Source organism: Exiguobacterium sp. s56 (genome assembly GCF_018618255.1).
GTDB lineage: Bacteria > Bacillota > Bacilli > Exiguobacteriales > Exiguobacteriaceae > Exiguobacterium > Exiguobacterium chiriqhucha.
This window is the reverse complement of sequence record NZ_JACSLR010000001.1, coordinates 281,665-298,345: the sequence shown is the minus strand read 5'-3', so window position 1 is coordinate 298,345 and position 16,681 is coordinate 281,665. Positions and strand designations below refer to the sequence as shown.

Annotated in this window: 20 protein-coding genes; 1 reads left to right on the top strand and 19 read right to left on the bottom strand. The window is 54.9% G+C overall.

The genetic code is table 11. The features are described from left to right. Nucleotides 1-42 precede the first annotated feature (42 nt). From KNP71_RS01545 to smc, 13 genes are all read right to left on the bottom strand, one after another. Nucleotides 43-312, bottom strand: coding sequence for an EscU/YscU/HrcU family type III secretion system export apparatus switch protein (locus KNP71_RS01545; protein ID WP_021067106.1), 270 nt, complete (start codon nt 310-312; stop codon nt 43-45). Then, nucleotides 309-1,154 carry a hypothetical protein gene (locus tag KNP71_RS01540; RefSeq protein ID WP_214713795.1) on the bottom strand — a complete coding sequence of 282 codons (846 nt, stop codon included), beginning with the start codon at nt 1,152-1,154 and terminating at the stop codon, nt 309-311. Before KNP71_RS01540 ends, KNP71_RS01545 begins: the two co-directional genes overlap by 4 nt. Before the next feature lie 11 nt (nt 1,155-1,165). Continuing rightward, nucleotides 1,166-1,918, bottom strand: a complete 753-nt coding sequence (locus KNP71_RS01535) for a ribonuclease HII (RefSeq protein WP_214713797.1) — start codon at nt 1,916-1,918, stop codon at nt 1,166-1,168. Nucleotides 1,919-1,959: 41 nt separating this feature from the next. After that, nucleotides 1,960-2,820 carry a ribosome biogenesis GTPase YlqF gene (gene ylqF / locus KNP71_RS01530; RefSeq protein ID WP_021067103.1) on the bottom strand — a complete coding sequence of 287 codons (861 nt, stop codon included), beginning with the start codon at nt 2,818-2,820 and terminating at the stop codon, nt 1,960-1,962. 12 nt (nt 2,821-2,832) lie between these two features. Continuing rightward, the gene (lepB, locus tag KNP71_RS01525) at nt 2,833-3,375 is read right to left on the bottom strand and encodes a signal peptidase I (protein ID WP_021067102.1); all 543 of its coding nucleotides are present in this window, start codon (nt 3,373-3,375) and stop codon (nt 2,833-2,835) included. A gap of 82 nt (nt 3,376-3,457) precedes the next feature. Continuing rightward, a complete protein-coding gene (gene rplS / locus KNP71_RS01520) occupies nt 3,458-3,811 on the bottom strand; it encodes a 50S ribosomal protein L19 (protein ID WP_021067101.1) in 354 nt (117 codons plus the stop codon). Nucleotides 3,812-3,924: 113 nt separating this feature from the next. Next, nucleotides 3,925-4,641: a tRNA (guanosine(37)-N1)-methyltransferase TrmD gene (gene trmD, locus KNP71_RS01515; RefSeq protein WP_214755793.1), complete on the bottom strand. Its 717-nt coding sequence runs from the start codon at nt 4,639-4,641 to the stop codon at nt 3,925-3,927. Then, nucleotides 4,631-5,146, bottom strand: a complete 516-nt coding sequence (rimM, locus tag KNP71_RS01510; protein WP_021067099.1) for a ribosome maturation factor RimM — start codon at nt 5,144-5,146, stop codon at nt 4,631-4,633. The genes trmD and rimM overlap by 11 nt, the downstream gene beginning before the upstream one ends. A 53-nt stretch (nt 5,147-5,199) precedes the next feature. Then, on the bottom strand, nt 5,200-5,475 hold the full coding sequence (gene rpsP, locus KNP71_RS01505) for a 30S ribosomal protein S16 (RefSeq protein WP_021067098.1): 276 nt from the start codon (nt 5,473-5,475) through the stop codon (nt 5,200-5,202). A gap of 81 nt (nt 5,476-5,556) precedes the next feature. Beyond that, nucleotides 5,557-6,897 (bottom strand): signal recognition particle protein, encoded by a 1,341-nt coding sequence (ffh, locus tag KNP71_RS01500; RefSeq protein WP_021067097.1) that lies wholly within the window; start codon nt 6,895-6,897, stop codon nt 5,557-5,559. Nucleotides 6,898-6,908: 11 nt separating this feature from the next. Next, complete coding sequence (locus tag KNP71_RS01495; protein ID WP_021067096.1) at nt 6,909-7,232, bottom strand: putative DNA-binding protein; 324 nt, start codon at nt 7,230-7,232, stop codon at nt 6,909-6,911. Between the two features lie 96 nt (nt 7,233-7,328). After that, a complete protein-coding gene (gene ftsY, locus KNP71_RS01490) occupies nt 7,329-8,330 on the bottom strand; it encodes a signal recognition particle-docking protein FtsY (RefSeq protein WP_021067095.1) in 1,002 nt (333 codons plus the stop codon). Continuing rightward, the gene (smc, locus tag KNP71_RS01485; protein ID WP_214829867.1) at nt 8,327-11,884 is read right to left on the bottom strand and encodes a chromosome segregation protein SMC; all 3,558 of its coding nucleotides are present in this window, start codon (nt 11,882-11,884) and stop codon (nt 8,327-8,329) included. Before smc ends, ftsY begins: the two co-directional genes overlap by 4 nt. A gap of 115 nt (nt 11,885-11,999) precedes the next feature. On the opposite strand from smc, the gene KNP71_RS01480 reads away from it, so the two are divergent. Then, the gene (locus KNP71_RS01480; RefSeq protein ID WP_021067093.1) at nt 12,000-12,194 is read left to right on the top strand and encodes a DUF1128 family protein; all 195 of its coding nucleotides are present in this window, start codon (nt 12,000-12,002) and stop codon (nt 12,192-12,194) included. Nucleotides 12,195-12,245: 51 nt separating this feature from the next. On the opposite strand, the gene rnc is transcribed toward KNP71_RS01480, so the two are convergent. The 6 genes from rnc to fapR are packed head-to-tail and all read right to left on the bottom strand — an operon-like array spanning nt 12,246 to nt 16,610. After that, the gene (gene rnc / locus KNP71_RS01475) at nt 12,246-13,025 is read right to left on the bottom strand and encodes a ribonuclease III (RefSeq protein ID WP_214829865.1); all 780 of its coding nucleotides are present in this window, start codon (nt 13,023-13,025) and stop codon (nt 12,246-12,248) included. 58 nt (nt 13,026-13,083) lie between these two features. Further along, nucleotides 13,084-13,323 carry an acyl carrier protein gene (gene acpP / locus KNP71_RS01470; protein WP_021067091.1) on the bottom strand — a complete coding sequence of 80 codons (240 nt, stop codon included), beginning with the start codon at nt 13,321-13,323 and terminating at the stop codon, nt 13,084-13,086. Nucleotides 13,324-13,382: 59 nt separating this feature from the next. Continuing rightward, complete coding sequence (fabG, locus tag KNP71_RS01465) at nt 13,383-14,123, bottom strand: 3-oxoacyl-[acyl-carrier-protein] reductase (protein ID WP_021067090.1); 741 nt, start codon at nt 14,121-14,123, stop codon at nt 13,383-13,385. After that, entirely contained in the window at nt 14,116-15,036 is a 921-nt protein-coding gene (gene fabD, locus KNP71_RS01460) for an ACP S-malonyltransferase (protein WP_029595712.1), read from the bottom strand. Before fabD ends, fabG begins: the two co-directional genes overlap by 8 nt. Nucleotides 15,037-15,054: 18 nt before the next feature. Beyond that, nucleotides 15,055-16,044, bottom strand: a complete 990-nt coding sequence (gene plsX / locus KNP71_RS01455) for a phosphate acyltransferase PlsX (protein WP_021067088.1) — start codon at nt 16,042-16,044, stop codon at nt 15,055-15,057. After that, on the bottom strand, nt 16,041-16,610 hold the full coding sequence (gene fapR, locus KNP71_RS01450) for a transcription factor FapR (RefSeq protein WP_021067087.1): 570 nt from the start codon (nt 16,608-16,610) through the stop codon (nt 16,041-16,043). Before fapR ends, plsX begins: the two co-directional genes overlap by 4 nt. Nucleotides 16,611-16,681 lie beyond the last annotated feature (71 nt).

Genomic DNA, 16,681 nt, shown 5'->3' with positions numbered 1-16,681 from the left:
TCGTTCTTGCTTTAAGTTTTCATCTTTTTTTCACATCTACCCCTAGACATCCTCGATTTTTCCTTGTTCCATCTGATAAAGAAACACGAAAAGCTCGGCGATGACCTGGTACAGGTCGTCTGGAATCTGCTCTTCAATCTGTAGCGCGGACAAGAGTGACAGTAAGGCCGGGTCCTCATGAATCGGCACACCGTTCGCTTGCGCGAGCGCGAGCATGCGCTCGGCGACGAGTCCGCCCCCTTTGGCGACGACGCGCGGTGACTCCATCGATTGCTCATAGGACAAGGCGATGGCTTGTTTGCGATCGGTCATACGCGTTGGTCCACCTTTCCGAGTGGGGCGAACGTGTCCGGCACCGTTTCACGCTTTGCTTCGAACGAGAAGCGGGACAGCTCATAGCCGCTCGCTTCGAGTGCCCGACCGAGCAACGGCTCGTAGGCGTTGACGAACGGACTCAAGTCATGTTGCTCGTTGAACACTTTAACCGACACGTGCCGCTTCTGGACGAGCAAATCGATGCCCGTCTCTCCATACTTCGGGGTCTCGAGGAATAGAACGATACGGGCGTGGTCGGAGTCGATGACCTCGCCTTTCGGCGCCTCGAGACGGAACCGCACTTGTTCAAACGGCCCTAAATGCGGTATGTGAAATGCTTGAACGACGAACGGCGGGGTCTGCACGGCGTTGAACGTCTCCTGGGCCCGGACGAACTGTTCGAACTTCGGGTCGCCTTTCGCTTTGAACAGCTCGCCAACGAGTTGCTTCACGTCAGCACCGGCCCCGCTCTCGAGCAGCTGCCGGCCTTGCGCCTGGAGCGGCTCGGGCGTAGCGAGTGGTTGGCGAGCCAGGCGCCCGAGCTCGCTGCCGAGCTGGGCGAGCGGTGACCGTTGGGCCTGCTGCGCCTCGATTTGTTGCGGCACGACCTTCAAGACGAGTTTCGGTTCGAGCTCGGTGACGACCATCTTGTACGTCACGTTCTCTTTGACGTCGGCGTTCACCCCGACCCGGAACATGCCTTGCGGCAGCTGCATGACCGCCTCGCCTCCCGGCAACAGTTGGAGCACCCGGCCGACGACTGTATTGCCGACGAGCAGTTGCCGTGAATTTTGTTCGGTGACCTTGAACGGCAGGACGCCTTGGTGATCGATGCGCATCGTTTCCCCTCCTACATCTGTTTAATCGGTGCGAACGACTTCCGGTGAATCGGTGTGATGCCGTGTTCCGCGAGGCCGGTCAAATGGTCTTTCGTGCCATAACCCGCATTCCGTTCGAACCCGTACCCGGGATAGAGAATAGCGTAATCCTCCATCATGTTGTCGCGAACGACTTTGGCGACGACGCTCGCTGCCGCAATCGAGACACTCCGGGCATCCCCTTTGATGAGCGACTGCTGCGGGATGTCGAGGTCGAGGCGCATCGCGTCAATCAACAGCGCATCGACCGTTCCGAGCTGCCGGACCGCTTCCACCATCGCCAGTTTCGTCGCCTCATAAATATTGACCTGGTCGATCACGTCAGCGTCGACGATGCCGACACCGACCGATGCCTCGTCCATGAGGATGCGGTATGCCAGTTCCCGCGCCCGTTTCGACATCTTTTTCGAATCGTTCAGGCCGGGATGATAAAACCCTTCCGGCAAGATGACGGCCGCCGCGACGACTGGTCCCGCGAGCGGCCCTCGACCGACCTCGTCGACGCCGCCGATGAGACGGAACCCTTGGGCCTTCCAAGCGTCTTCGAACGCCTGACGGGCCGTATAGTCGGCACGGAGGGCATGTTCTTGTGCGAACTGCCGCTCCCGTTGCCGGATGAGCGTCTGGACGCCTGTCCGCGGGTCGTCTTTCAACTCGGCCCGTACCTGCTCCCACTCTTCATATCGGACCGTCTGTAGCCGTTGTTTAATCGCTTGAATCGTCATTCCGTTCCTCCTATTCAAAAAAGCCCTGTTTGCACAGGACTTCACGCCATGTCATGGTCGGCCGGCGTCTCGAGGGAGACGCGTCCGATTTTCTCATGACGCAGTTCGTTCAATAGTAATTCGCTCGCTTTCTCGAAATCGACGTAACCACCGCTGACGAGTCCACGTTTCTTCCCGATCAATTCGAGCAGTTCGACGGCATCTTCCGGCAGTTGATCGATTTTGAATCGCTCTTTCAACTGGTCCGGATAGCGGGCCGATAGCTCGCGGGCCGTATAGAGCGCGATATCATCAAGGTTCAAGATATCATCTTTGATGGCACCGGTCGCCGCCAAGCGATAGCCGACCATCTGATCCTCGAACTTCGGCCAAAGAATCCCTGGCGTATCGAGCAATTCCATCTCGCCGCCTTTCATCTTGATCCATTGCTGACGCTTCGTGACACCCGGACGGTCGCCGGTGACAGCGATGTTACGTCCGGCGAGACGGTTGATGAGCGTCGACTTGCCGACGTTCGGGATGCCGATGATGAGCGCGCGGATCGGGCCGGGATTCCGGCCTTTCTCACGCATGCGGTCATGCTTCTCTTGCATGAGCTTCTCGGCGCCCGACATGAGCTGTTTCAAGCCTTTGCTATGTTTCGCGTCGACGGCGACGACCTCGATGTCATCGCGCTTCAAGGCGCGGAGCCAGGCGTCAGTGACGACCGGATCGGCCATATCGGCTTTATTCAAGACGATGAGACGCGGTTTGCCTTCCGTGATCTCATCGACCATCGGGTTACGGCTCGATTGTGGAACACGTGCATCGACGAGTTCGATGACGACATCGATGAGCTTTAACTTTTCTGTTACTTGTCTTCGTGCCTTGGCCATGTGGCCAGGGAACCATTGAATTGCCAAACAAACACCACCTTATTCTTGTACGGTCCCGAAATCACCGAGCGGCCAGAACACGAAGTTCGTTTTGCCGACGACGTCCTCTTTCGGGACAAAGCCGATTTCACGGCTGTCTTTCGAGTTTTGACGATTGTCACCCATGACGAAGTACGAGCCTTCAGGGACGACCGTCTCGCCCGTCACTTGTTCGAGCGTAAAGTTTTCGGTAAGAGGAAAGCCGTTCATCTGTGCCTGGAAATCCTCTAAATACGGTTCTTCGACCGCCTCATCATTCAAATAAAGCGTGTCGTCCCGATATTCGAGCGTGTCGCCAGGAATGGCGATGACGCGTTTGATATAGTCTTTCGATTCTGTCGCGTGGAAGACGATAATATCGCCCCGGTCGAGCTCACCGACGTAGTTCGAGATTTTGCTGACGATCATGCGATCGGCATTTTGGAGCGTCGGCATCATCGACTCTCCTTCGACGATGACAGGTACAAAGATGAACGTCCGGATCACGAACGCGATGACGAGCGCAACGACGATCGCCTTAAGCCAACTGAACACTTCTTTCAACTTGCCTCACTCCTCTGTCCGTTTGAACTTATTGTACTAGAAAAAAAGAAGCTTGTCGCAAGCGACAAGCTTAATCCCCATCTTAACGACGGATTTCTTTAATACGTGCTGCTTTACCGCGAAGGTTGCGGAGGTAGTAGAGTTTCGCACGACGGACTTTACCGTAACGAACGACTTCGATTTGCGCGACACGTGGTGAGTGAAGCGGGAATGCACGCTCAACACCTACGCCGTAAGAAATCTTACGAACTGTGAATGTTTCGCCGATGCCGCCACCCTTACGCTTGATGACTACGCCTTCGAAGATCTGGATACGCTCGCGCGTTCCCTCTACGACTTTAACGTGGACACGTACTGTGTCACCAGGACGGAAAGCAGGTACGTCTGATTTGAATTGTTCTTCTGTGATTTCACGGAACAGTTTTTGTGTGTTCATGAATAGTTCTCCTTTTTCTTCAATGTTCATATCTTCATCTGCCCAAGCATCCAACAGCGGAACATCGGTAATTGGTGGGGTTAACCCACATGCTCAAACATAGCACAATTCGGTCAATCGCGCAACGATTCAATGAATTTTTTATCTGCCTTCGACAGTTCGATGCGCTCGAGCAGGTCCGGTCGCCGGCGATACGTGCGCAGGAGCGACTGCTCTCGGCGCCACGCTTCGATTTTGGCGTGATTGCCCGACAAGAGGACGTCAGGCACCTTCAGATCACGGAACTCCGCTGGGCGTGTATAGTGCGGATATTCGAGTAGCCCTGTCGAGAACGAGTCATCTTCATGGCTCGCCTGATCGCCGAGTACTTCCGGGATGAGACGGACCGTCGCATCGATCATGACCATCGCGGCGAGCTCACCGCCGGTCATGACGAAGTCACCGATTGACACTTCGTCCGTCGCGAGCTCATCATGAATCCGTTGGTCGAACCCTTCATAATGGCCGCATAAAAAGATCAAGTGTTCCTCGGACGCCCATGCTTCCGCCATCTGTTGGTCGAAACGGCGTCCGGTCGGCGTCGTGACGATGACGCGGGGACGCTTCTTGTCGATGGCGTCGAAGGCGTCAAAGATCGGCTGCGGGGTGAGCAACATGCCCGCCCCGCCTCCGTACGGGTAGTCGTCGACCTTATGGTGTTTGTTCGTCGAGAAGTCACGGAAGTTCGTGAACGCCATCTCGACTTGTCCGAGGGCACGGGCCCGTCCGACGATTGAATGATCGAGCGGGGCGAACATCTCGGGGAATAACGTTAAAACATCAATCTTCATCGTCAATCATTCCCGGAATCGGGGTGATGACGACACGTTTCGCCTCGACATCGATGTCGCTCACGACCGATTCGATGTACGGGATGAGGGCGTCCGACTTGCCAGGGCGTTTGATGACCCAGACGTCGTTGGCACCAGTCTCGAAGATATCGTCGACGACACCGATGACCTCACCGTCGACGACGGCCTCGCAACCGATAATCTCATGATAGTAAAACTCATGCTCCGGTAACTCGTGAACGTGCTCGACGTGAACGTATAGTTTCATCCCTTTATACTTCTCGACGAGATTGATATTCTCAAGCCCTTTGAACGTCACGAGATGGAACTGCTTATGCGGACGATACGTCGTCACCTCGAACGGGAGCTTCTTGCCATCGACGTCCAAATAGAGCGTCTCGCCTTTCTTGAAGCGTTCGGCCGGGAAATCGGTCGCGGCGAGCAACTTCAGTTCCCCTTTCAAGCCGTGGGTATTGGCGATCTTACCTACGTATAACCATTCCATTGTTATGCCTCCTCAAAAAAATGGGCCGACCTCATAAAAGGTCGGCCACATCCTTACTTCGCGTTTTTCGCGTTGTGGAATTTCTCCATGATCCCTGCTTTAGAGAACAAGTTACGTACTGTGTCAGATGGCTTCGCGCCGTCTGCCAACCATTTGAGAGCGAGTTCTTCGTTGATGCGAACTTCTGCTTCTGGTTTTGCAACCGGGTTGTAGTGACCGAGTTGCTCGATGAAACGGCCATCACGTGGTGAACGTGAATCAGCTACAACGATCCGGTAGAAAGGTGATTTGTTTGCGCCCATGCGCTTGAGACGAATTTTAACTGCCATGGTAATATACCTCCATCATGTGTTTAAGAATTGACAACTTTAATAGTATACTGTTTTTTTGCCCGACTGACAAAAGTTTTCTTAGAAGAACGGAAGGCCGAGACCTTTTTTCTTCCCTTTCATTTGTCCTGACATCTGCTTCATGAGCTTCTTCATGTCATCGAACTGTTTGATGAGACGGTTCACTTCCTGGATGGAACGACCGCTCCCTTTTGCGATTCGCTTGCGACGACTCGCGTTGAGCACTTCAGGATTGGAGCGCTCATGCTTTGTCATCGAGCGAATGATCGCCTCGACATGATCGAGTTGCTTCTCGTCGATTTGGACGTTCTTCAACCCTTTCATCTTACCTGCACCAGGTAACATCGAGAGCAATTCATCAATTGGGCCCATGTTTTTCACTTGACCCAACTGCTCGATAAAATCATCGAACGTGAACGATGCATCGCGAATTTTGCTTTCAAGCTCCTTCGCAGCATCTTGGTCCATCTGTGACTCGGCTTTTTCAATGAGTGTGAGCACGTCCCCCATCCCAAGAATCCGTGACGCCATGCGTTCCGGGTGGAATGGTTCGAGGGCATCCAACTTTTCACCGAGACCGACGAACTTAATCGGCGCTCCCGTGACTGCCTTGATTGAAAGGGCTGCCCCACCACGTGTATCACCGTCGAGCTTTGTGAGCACGACGCCGGTGATTCCGAGTTTCTCATTGAAGCTGTCGGCCACATTGACCGCATCTTGACCCGTCATCGCATCGACGACGAGGAAGATTTCATTTGGTTTGGCAATCGTCTTCACGTTTTCGAGTTCGCCCATGAGCGTCTCGTCGATGTGAAGGCGACCGGCCGTATCGATCAACACGAAATCGTGATGATTGGTTTTGGCGTACTCGAGCGCTTTTGTGACGATTTCTTCCGGCTTCACTTGGTCGCCAAGTGAGAACACCGGTAAATCGAGTTGCTTGCCGAGTGTCTCGAGCTGTTTGATGGCCGCGGGCCGATAAATATCCGCCGCGACGAGAAGTGGACTCCGGTTATGCTTTTTGCGAATCAAGTTCGCGAGCTTTCCGGTCGTCGTCGTTTTCCCCGCACCTTGTAACCCGACCATCATGACGACTGTCGGTGGTTTTGGGTTAAATGTGATCGGGACGACGTCGCTCCCCATCAAAGTCGTTAGCTCTTCATGAACGATTTTGACAACTTGTTGGCCCGGTGTCAACGATTTCATGACGTCTTGGCCGATGGCCCGTTCTTTCACGTCGTTGACGAACTGTTTGACCACTTTGAAGTTGACATCGGCTTCAAGGAGAGCGAGACGAACTTCTCTCATCATCTCTTTGACATCTGCTTCGGAAATTTTACCTTTCCCCCGCATTTTCGCCAGTGTCGATTGCAACCGTTCGGATAATCCTTCAAATGCCATGCTTCAGCCCCCTACTCTAAATTCTCAAGCGCCGAAATCGTTTCCGTCGCGTCGGGCGAATGCTCGACTTGACGTTTGAGCGTCTGAAGCAGTTGTTGCCGCTGTTCGAACTTCTCGAACAAGGCCAACTTTTCCTCATACTGCTCAAGCATCGCTTCGGTACGCTTTATGTTATCGTAGACCGCTTGACGGCTGACTTCAAACTCTTCCGCAATCTCTCCGAGCGAGTAGTCATCTAGGTAATAAAGAGACATATAGTTGCGCTGTTTCGGTGTGAGTAGTGCTTGATAAAAATCGAACAAGTAGTTCATTCGATTCGTCTTTTCGAGCGACATGACCTCCACCTCCACATGTTAAGTGAAATCCCTTTACAACTACCAATAGTACAGCCGTCCCTAGCTCTTGTCAAGTTTTTTTCTTAACAGAGAAACTTAGGCGAGGTCATCGTTTGTCTGTTGTTTTTCTTCGAAGATGTCCCCGAATAATCCGTATACGAACTGTTCCGGGTCGAACGCTTGTAAATCATCGATTTTCTCGCCGAGCCCGACGTATTTGACCGGAATATCGAGCTCGTTTCGAATCGCGAGCACGATACCGCCTTTGGCCGTGCCATCGAGCTTCGTCAAGACGATGCCGCTCACGTTCGTCGCTTGTTTGAACGCTTTCGCCTGGACCATCGCGTTCTGCCCTGTCGTCGCGTCAAGCGCGAGCAACACTTCATGCGGTCCGTTCGGCACTTCACGCTCGATGACCCGCTTCACTTTTTCAAGCTCGTTCATCAAGTTGACCTTGTTTTGCAAACGTCCGGCCGTGTCACAAATCAAGACGTCGACACCGCGTGATTTCGCTGCCTGGACGGCGTCGAACACGACCGCGGCCGGATCCGAACCTTCGGCTTGACGGATGACCGGGACTCCGACGCGTTCGCCCCATACTTGGAGCTGGTCGATGGCACCTGCCCGGAACGTGTCGCCCGCCGCAAGCATGACCGAACGGCCTTCCGACTTCAATTGATGGGCGAGCTTGCCGATCGTCGTCGTCTTGCCGACGCCGTTGACGCCGACGAACAAGATGACCGTCAATCCGTCTTGCATGTTCAACTCACGGTCCGACTCGTCCTCTTGGAGTCGCTTCGCCACGACTTCGACGAGCGCATCGCGGACAGCGACCGGATCTTTCAAGTTGCGGCGCTTCACTTCTTCTTTCAAATCTTCGACGAGGTCCATCGTCGTCGTCACCCCGACGTCCGCCTGGATGAGCAGATCCTCGAGTTCATCGAAGAAATCCTCATCGACTTCGCGGAACCGATAGACGAGATCGTTGACGGCATTCGCGAACCCGTCGCGGGTCTTTGTCAATCCATCGGTAAACTTTTGTGACGCTTCTTGCGTCGAGGTCGTCAATTTATCTTTTAGCTTCTTAAAAAAACTCAACTTAATTCCTCCATCTCTTCTTCCGTCTCAACGACGCGCTTCGCTTCAGATAGTTCGACCGAAAGCACCTCGGAGACCCCGTTTTGTTGCATCGTCACGCCGTAGAGCGTATCCGCCGCCTCCATCGTCCCTTTCCGGTGCGTGATGATGACGAACTGCGTATCAATCGACAGCGTCCGGATATACTCCCCGAACCGATGGACGTTCGCCTCATCGAGCGCTGCCTCGACTTCATCGAGCACACAGAACGGCACCGGACGCGTCTTCAAAATCGCGAATAAGAGCGCGATCGCCGTCAAGGCCCGTTCTCCCCCCGAGAGCAGACTGAGCGTCTGCAGTTTCTTCCCGGGTGGTTTGGCGACGATATCGATGCCCGTATTGAGCAAGTCGGACTCGTCGACCAATTTCAAATCGGCCTCGCCGCCACCGAACAGTTCCTGGAACGTCTGTTTGAAGTGACCGCGGACGAGCGTATACGTCTCTTTGAACAATCGTGTCACTTCACGGTCCATCTCGTTGATGATGTCGTACAAATCCTCTTTGGCGCTGACGAGGTCGTCCCGCTGTTCAGACAAGAACATGAACCGCTCATTGACGAGGTCGAACTCCTCAATCGCATTCAAATTGACCGGACCGATCTCCTCGATTTGGCGGACGAGCAGTTTGAACTCCTCTTTCGCCTCATCGAGCGGGATCGTGAGCGTCGGCAGCAAATCGAAGACGAGTCCACGTTCGTCGAGCGCATCGAGTTTCCACTTCCGTTTCAACTCCAGTTCGTTCACGTCGGTCTCGAGTTTACGGACGTCCGCATCGAGTCGACGACGCACGTCCGTCGCCTGTTGTTCGCGCTGCCTTAGAATTCGGTATGATTCTTCTTCGGCATGGAGCTGGTTCAACTGTTGCGTCAGGCGCGCTTTGAGCGCATCCATCTGTTTGACCGCCTCGACATGTTCGAGCTCGAGTTCGGCTGAAGAGACGACCCGGCCGCTCGCCACATGTTCGAGCTCACGTTCGATTTGATGAAGGCGTGCCGTCTGTTTGGCGACCTCGGCCTCGAGCCGTTCGACTTCCGAGCGGACCCGGTCGAGGTCGAGCGTGTGCCGTTGGCGATCGAGTTCGTTTTGACGGATGGCTTCTTGCAGTTGCCCCGTCGTCGCGGCACCTTTCGCCTGCTCACCGCGGAGCGCCTCGAGCTCGGTCCGAATCGAGGCTTGCAACGCATCGGTCGCCTCGAGCTCTTGTGCGAGCCGCGTCAATTCGTTCGTTGCGGCTTCAATCGTATGGGCATAGCGGGCCATTTCATGATCGAACAGTTCAAGTTGCGCCTTGGCGTCTTGTGACACCCTCTCCAAGCTTCGGTACGCCTGTTCCGTCGACCGGAGCGTCTCTTCGGCCTCGCGCTTCTTGAGTCTGATTGACTGGAGCGACTCCCGCAACCGGGACATCTCATCGGTATACGTCGTCACGCGCAACTGTTGCTCATGGAGCATGGCCAGCCCTTGCGTCAATCCGTGCTTCAAGTCATCGAGTTCACGCGATTGCGTGAACAAGGCGACGCCTTGCTTCCGGCTACCCCCGGTCATCGAACCGCCGACGTTGACGATGTCCCCGTCGAGCGTGACGATGCGATAGCGATACCCGGTCGTCTGGGCGATCCGGTTGGCGACTTCGAGTGAGCTGGCGACGATGACGGCACCGAGAAGGGACCGTTTCAATTTGTCATAGGCCGGGTCCGTCTCGACGAGGTCGGCGGCGATGCCGACGAATCCGTCGAGCGATTCGAGCCGGTGCGCGACTTCACTCGGGACGTAACGTTCCTTCACGCTCGTCATCGGCACAAACGTGGCCCGTCCAGCATTCGCCTTCCGTAGCCGATCGATTTCTCGGCGACCGACCACATCCGTCTCGACGACGATATGTTGTTGTGTCTGACCGAGCGCCGTCTCGATGGCGGCCTCGTAGGACGGGAGAACGCGAATCAATTCCGCGACCGCACCGAGCACGCCCGGCCCCCGTTCTTTCAACACGAATTTAACGGCATGGAAATAGCCTTCATATGACTGCTTCATCCGCTCGAGCAATTCGATGCGGTCCTCGGTCTTCTGACGCCGGCGGTCGAGGTCGTGGTACGACTGCTCGGCCCGGGCCAGCTTGTCCCGCAGTGTCGTCTCTTGTTCGGTCAAATCGGCTTCTTGCGCGAGCAGCGTCTCCCACGTCGTCCGCGCTTCGTCGAGACGAGCCTGCTCGGCCTCGAGCGAAGCCGTCTGTTCGGTCCGCACATCGAGGCGATCCTTATTCTCACGCAGGAGGCGGGCTTTCGCTTCCTCGGCTTGTTCGATATCCCGGCGTTCCCGCTTCTGTTGATTGCTGAGCGTGGCGCGAGTCGTCGCCAGTTCGAACGCCTCGCCTTGGAGCTGTTCGATTTCCGCGTTAAAATCGCGTGTCGCTGCCGTCAATTGTGTGTCGAGTTTGACGCGTGCCGATTCGACGGTATGTAACGCCTCGGTTTTAGACGCCAAATCCGCCTCGGCCACGTGCAATTTCTGCGTCAACTGTTCGGCCTCTTCGGCCAACTCGACCCGCTGGCGCTCGAGACGTTCTTTCGTTTCCGCCCCGTGCTCTTCCCGGGCTTTCGCGAGCTTGATTTCGCCGGTCAATCGTTCCAGTTCGGTCGCCTGCGTCCGTTCGTCCTGGTGGAGCGTATCGAGCGTTTCCCGATCGACGGCGAGTGTCGCCTCGAGCTCCGTCCGTTCCGCCACAATCGCGTTCAACGCGCCGTCTTGCTCGGCGAGATGGGCGGACGCCGTCCCGAGTTGTTCGTTCGTACGGGTGATTCCTGTTCCGAGTTCCATAATCTCGGCACCGAGAATACCTGTCTCGAGCTCATCGTGCCGAGCTTTTGCGACTTGATACTCACGGGCGAGCGCGGCTTGTTCACGGAGCGGTTCGACCCGGTCGGCGAGTTCATACAAGATATCGTCGACGCGGGACAAGTTCAATTCAGTGTCCTGCAGTTTCCGTTCCGCTTGTTTTTTACGCTGGCGGTATTTCAAGACACCGGCCGCTTCTTCGATGACGGCCCGGCGGTCTTCCGGTTTCCCGGAGATGACCTGCTCGACCCGGCCTTGGCCGATGATGGCAAACGCATCACGTGACAGACCCGTATCCATGAACAGGTCAATCACATCTTTGAGACGGCACGGCTTCTTGTTCATAAAGTAGTCGCTGTCGCCGCTCCGCGTGACACGGCGCGTGACGCTCACTTCTTCATACGGTAGCCGCAAATGGGCGTCCGTATTGTCCAACACGAGCGTCACTTCGGCGACGTTACGATGGTTCTCCCCTTCACTGCCGGCAAAGATAACATCTTCCATTTTCGCTCCGCGGAGCGATTTGGCCGACTGCTCACCGAGTACCCAGCGAACAGCGTCCGATATATTTGATTTTCCGCTTCCGTTCGGTCCAACCACGGCTGTGACGCCGGGACGAAAATCCAGTTCAATCCGCTTGGCAAACGATTTAAAGCCAGCGAGTTCGATTCGTTTTAAGTGCATCGTGACCATCCTATCCTCAGTAAGCATTCATTTGTTTATTTTACCACAGTTGCCAGTTCGTCAAAATGCTAGAATCATGCTATTCTAAAAAGAACTGTAGAAAGGGGTACGACCGATGACTAACGAACAAATGATTGAGGAAATTCTCGACAAAATGAACATCATCAACCGCGGCGCTATCAAAGCGGAAGAATATAACCGTGCCGACGCCTCGGCCGTCAAAGAGATTTACGACTACGTGATGAATCGTTCATCGTTGTCGATTTCTGAAGTGGATGGAATCGTCGAAGAACTCGGGCAATTGACGTAACTAGATGATACAAAAAGGAGTGGACCCGTTGAGAGGTCCACTCCTTTTGTGTTATAGGCCGGCGTATTGCCGATTGAATTCGATTAACGCTTCTTTCGCCGCAAGCTGCTCGGCTTCTTTCTTCGATCGGCCGATGCCTTCCCCGACGATGTCGTCAGACAGACGGGCGTGGGCGACAAACTCCCGGCTATGGGCCGGCCCGCGCTCTTCGATAATCGTGTACGAGACGGGCCCGAGCCCTTCGCGTTGCACGCTCTCTTGGAGCTGGCTCTTATAATCAGTCTGTTCTTCAAACACACCGGCTAAGACTTTCGGAAAAACCGCTTCGGCGAGGAACTGTTCGACTGGTTCAATCCCTTGGTCCAGATAGAGCGCACCGATGTAGGATTCGAACACATCGGCGAGTAACGCCGGACGCTTGCGACCGCCGGTCAACTCTTCGCCTTTCCCAAGCAAGATAAAATCAGAGAAAGCATAGGCTTCCGCGAAGTTGACGAGTGACGGCTCACAGACGATGGCCGCCCGCAACTTCGTTAATTCCCCCTCGGAGCGCTCCGGATACGTCTCATACAAAAACCGAGACACCGTCAACTCGAGCACCGCGTCGCCTAGAAACTCTAAGCGCTCATTGTCTTTTTTCAGACCGCGTTGTTCGTTGACGTATGAGGAGTGGGTGAACGCTTGCATCAATAAATCTTGATTCGTGAATCGAACGGATAGCCGTTCTTCAAGTGTCTTGAACTGCTCGAGAATCCGAGACCGTTCGAGCTCATTTCGTCGGCGTCGTTGCGCCGACCTTTGACGGTCAAACCGTCGCTTGTCCTTTGTCATAATTCCCTCCGTGAATAAGCACAAGCCCACCGCTCATGACGAGCGGTGGGAGGCTTGATTACAATTTAGTTTCGATGTAAGCGACAACGTCGCCGACAGTTGCAAGTTTCTCTGCATCTTCATCTTCGATTGTGATATCGAATTTGTCTTCAAGGTCCATGACCATTTCCATAACTTCGAGCGAATCCGCACCGAGGTCGTCTTTGAATGATTTGTCGGCTGTGATCTCAGATACATCTTTCCCGAGTTTCTCTGCCACTGCTGCTTGTACGTCTACTAAGATTTGTTCTGTTGTCATGATAAAATCCCTCCAAATTAAAGTATATAAAATGTGATTCGATTGGTAAAGTTCTGATTTTAAGCCATCGTCATCCCGCCGTCAACGGCGATCGTCTGACCCGTCACGTAAGCCGCTTGGTGTGAAGCGAGGAATGAGACGACGTTCGCCACGTCTTCGACTTGGCCGAAGCGGTTGAACGGGATTTGTCCGAGCGTCGCCTCACGCTGGGCGTCGGTCAAGGCATCGGTCATATCCGTCTGGATAAATCCAGGACAGACGGCGTTCACCGTGACATGGCGTCCGGCGAGTTCACGCGCGACTGATTTGGTCAGGCCGATCAGCCCGGCTTTCGCCGCCGCATAGTTGGCCTGTCCGGCGTTGCCCGTGATACCAACGACCGAGGCGATATTGATGATGCGGCCCGACTTCGATTTCAAGAGCGTCCGCGTCGCGGCTTGCGACGTCAAGAACGCACCTTTCAAGTTCGTCGACAAGACATCGTCAAAGTCAGCCTCTTTCATGCGCATGAGTAGACCGTCACGCGTGATGCCCGCATTGTTGACGAGGCAATCGATGCGGCCGAACGTGTCGACCGTCGTCTTGATGAGCGCCTTCACGTCATCCGCGTTTGAGACGTCCGCTTTGACGGCGATGGCCTCGCCCCCGTTCGCTTCAATCTCACTGACGACAGCCTTTGCTTTCTCAACACTACCCGAGTAATTCACGACGACCCGAAAGCCGTCTTCCCCTAAACGCTTCGCGATGGCGGCCCCGATCCCCCGGGACGCGCCTGTCACGATTGCTACTTGGTCATGCACGTACTTCTCCTCCTAACGCGGCCACCTCTTCGAGCGTCGTCGCCTGTTTGATCGTCACGTTCGCGTCGATTCGCTTGATGAGACCCGACAATGGCGACGTCGGACCGAATTCGATGAACGTGTCGACGCCAGCGTCGATCGCTTTGCGGACACACGCCTCGAATCGGACCGATGCGTACAGTTGCTCGGTGAGGAGTGCTTTCAATTTCTCCGGGTCGGTGTGGACCTCGGCATCGACGTTCGAGATAACCCCGATCGCCGCCGGTTTGAACGGTGACGAAGCGAGCACGTCTTTGAACCGCGTCGCGGCTGGCATCATGTACGAGCTGTGGAACGCACCAGAGACGTTGAGCGGTAAGACGCGTTTCGCGCCGGCCTGTTTCAAGTCCGTCTCGGCTTGTTTGACCGCGTCGACGTGTCCCGAGATGACGAACTGACCCGGACAGTTGTAGTTGGCGATTTGTACAAGGTTCCCGCTAGCACTGATTTTCTCCGTCACATGGAACGCCTCGTCGACATCGGTCATCCCGATGACGGCTGCCATCGCCCCATCCTTCACTTCTGACATGAGCTTACCGCGTTCGTGGACGAGCACGCTCGCCTCTTCCAAATCGATGACGCCGGCGATGACGAGTGCCGCATATTCTCCGACGCTGTGACCGATCACCATGTCTGGCGCGGCCCCTGTTTTGGCGTGAGCTTGTGCGAGTGATGCCGCATGCGCCACGATGGCCGGTTGGGCCAGTTCTGTCCGTTGAAGCTCTTCTTTTGATCCTGCCGCCATGGCGTCGAGTAAATCAAATCCGAGGCGACGGCCGATCGCGTGCAGTTGCTCAGGATTGTCGAGGAACGTTTGGCCCATGCCGACGGCTTGTGACCCTTGTCCTGGAAATACCCATGCTGTTTTCCCCATGTACTCACCTTCTTTGAATTAGTTTGTGGCTTTGGCTTGCTTGATCTTCGCGACGACGTCGTGATCGACCATGATTTTCGCCTGTTTGAGCGCGCTCATGATGGCGAGCGCATCGCTCGAACCGTGCGCTTTAATGACCGGGGCGTTGATGCCGAATAACCCGGCTCCACCGTGTTCCCGATAATCTAATGTTTGTTTCAATCGTTTCAACTTCGGTTTTAAGACGAGAGCGGCGAGCTTCGAGACGAAATCGCTCGTGAACTGCTCTTTCATCATCTTCATGAGCATCGATGACGAACCTTCGACACCTTTGAGCAAAATGTTTCCGGCGAACCCTTCGGTGACGATGACGTCCACGTCACCGGACATCGCCTCACGTGCTTCCACGTTGCCGACAAAGTGGACCGGTGCTTGTTCAAGGAGGGGGTACGCCTCTTTCGTGAGGGCGTTTCCTTTCCCAGCCTCGGTCCCGATGTTCAGTAGCGCGACGCGCGGGCGCTTGACGCCGCGGACGTGCTCAGCGTAGAGCGAGCCCATGATCGCATAGTCGACCAAGTGCTCAGGCTTAGCGTCCGGGTTGGCCCCGACGTCTAAAATGACGACACCGCTACCCGTATATGTAGGGAACGTAGGTGACAACGCGGGACGCTCGATGCCGGGAATCCGTCCGATGACGAATAGTGACGCCGCCATGAGGGCGCCGGTATTCCCAGCCGAGACGAGGGCGTCGGCCTCTCCGTCTTTGACGAGTTTGGCCGCCACGACGAGCGAGCTGTCCTTTTTACGGCGGACGGCCCGGACCGGCTCATCGTCTCCGGTGATGACTTCACTTGCCGGAACGATTTTGATTCGCGGGTCGGTCAACCCATAAGAGGCGAGTTTGACCTCATCTCCGACTAAAAACAGTTCCATCTGCTCATTCGGGAACGCGTCGGCAAACTGTTTGACGCCTTCCACGATCGCTTTCGGGGCATGATCCCCGCCCATTGCATCGATTGCTAATTTCATGCCTGTTCCTCCTCACCGCGACGATAGATCGTGAAGTCTCCGCTAAAGACACACTCTTCGCCGACATAACTATCCACTGTGACGTCCGTTCTTCCGTCCCGACGTAGTTTGATCACACGAGCCTTGGCAACGACTCGCTCTCCAAGATGGACCTGGCGACTAAACCGGATGTCCGCTTTAGTGGTCAACGCCAATTCATCATTGATGAGCGCCACCGCTAACGAGTTGGCCTGGGCGAACAATACGTGTCCCCGGGCGATCTCGTTGCGGCTAAAGACGTGTTCTCTCTCAATGTCGAGAACCGAGATGGCCGATTCATCGAGCTTCAAGTCAATCATATCACCGATGACCTCGCTCATGGCGAGCGACTTCACTTCATCGAGGTGTTCTGAGGCAACGTGCTTGATCCGTTCTCTCACTTCCGGAATCTTTAACTCCATCCGATCGAGTCGAATCGTTTGAATACTGACTGCAAACTGTTTCGACAGCTCTTCGTCTTTGATGAACGGGTTGCGATCAATCGTTTCTTGCAATAAGCGTTGCCGCTCTTTCTTAGGTACCCGCATTCAGTTCCCTCCTAAACTCTATGCTAAAGAACTTAATACCTGGTACTAATAGCAGTATATATTCTTTAGAT

Coding starts and splice junctions, on each gene's coding strand:
- KNP71_RS01545 (WP_021067106.1), bottom strand. CDS start 312: ATGACCGATCGCAAACAAGCCATCGCCTTGTCCTATGAGCAATCGATG.
- KNP71_RS01540 (WP_214713795.1), bottom strand. CDS start 1,154: ATGCGCATCGATCACCAAGGCGTCCTGCCGTTCAAGGTCACCGAACAA.
- KNP71_RS01535 (WP_214713797.1), bottom strand. CDS start 1,918: ATGACGATTCAAGCGATTAAACAACGGCTACAGACGGTCCGATATGAA.
- rplS (WP_021067101.1), bottom strand. CDS start 3,811: ATGAACACACAAAAACTGTTCCGTGAAATCACAGAAGAACAATTCAAA.
- trmD (WP_214755793.1), bottom strand. CDS start 4,641: ATGAAGATTGATGTTTTAACGTTATTCCCCGAGATGTTCGCCCCGCTC.
- rimM (WP_021067099.1), bottom strand. CDS start 5,146: ATGGAATGGTTATACGTAGGTAAGATCGCCAATACCCACGGCTTGAAA.
- rpsP (WP_021067098.1), bottom strand. CDS start 5,475: ATGGCAGTTAAAATTCGTCTCAAGCGCATGGGCGCAAACAAATCACCT.
- ffh (WP_021067097.1), bottom strand. CDS start 6,897: ATGGCATTTGAAGGATTATCCGAACGGTTGCAATCGACACTGGCGAAA.
- KNP71_RS01495 (WP_021067096.1), bottom strand. CDS start 7,232: ATGTCGCTCGAAAAGACGAATCGAATGAACTACTTGTTCGATTTTTAT.
- smc (WP_214829867.1), bottom strand. CDS start 11,884: ATGCACTTAAAACGAATCGAACTCGCTGGCTTTAAATCGTTTGCCAAG.
- KNP71_RS01480 (WP_021067093.1), top strand. CDS start 12,000: ATGACTAACGAACAAATGATTGAGGAAATTCTCGACAAAATGAACATC.
- rnc (WP_214829865.1), bottom strand. CDS start 13,025: ATGACAAAGGACAAGCGACGGTTTGACCGTCAAAGGTCGGCGCAACGA.
- acpP (WP_021067091.1), bottom strand. CDS start 13,323: ATGACAACAGAACAAATCTTAGTAGACGTACAAGCAGCAGTGGCAGAG.
- fabD (WP_029595712.1), bottom strand. CDS start 15,036: ATGGGGAAAACAGCATGGGTATTTCCAGGACAAGGGTCACAAGCCGTC.
- plsX (WP_021067088.1), bottom strand. CDS start 16,044: ATGAAATTAGCAATCGATGCAATGGGCGGGGATCATGCCCCGAAAGCG.
- fapR (WP_021067087.1), bottom strand. CDS start 16,610: ATGCGGGTACCTAAGAAAGAGCGGCAACGCTTATTGCAAGAAACGATT.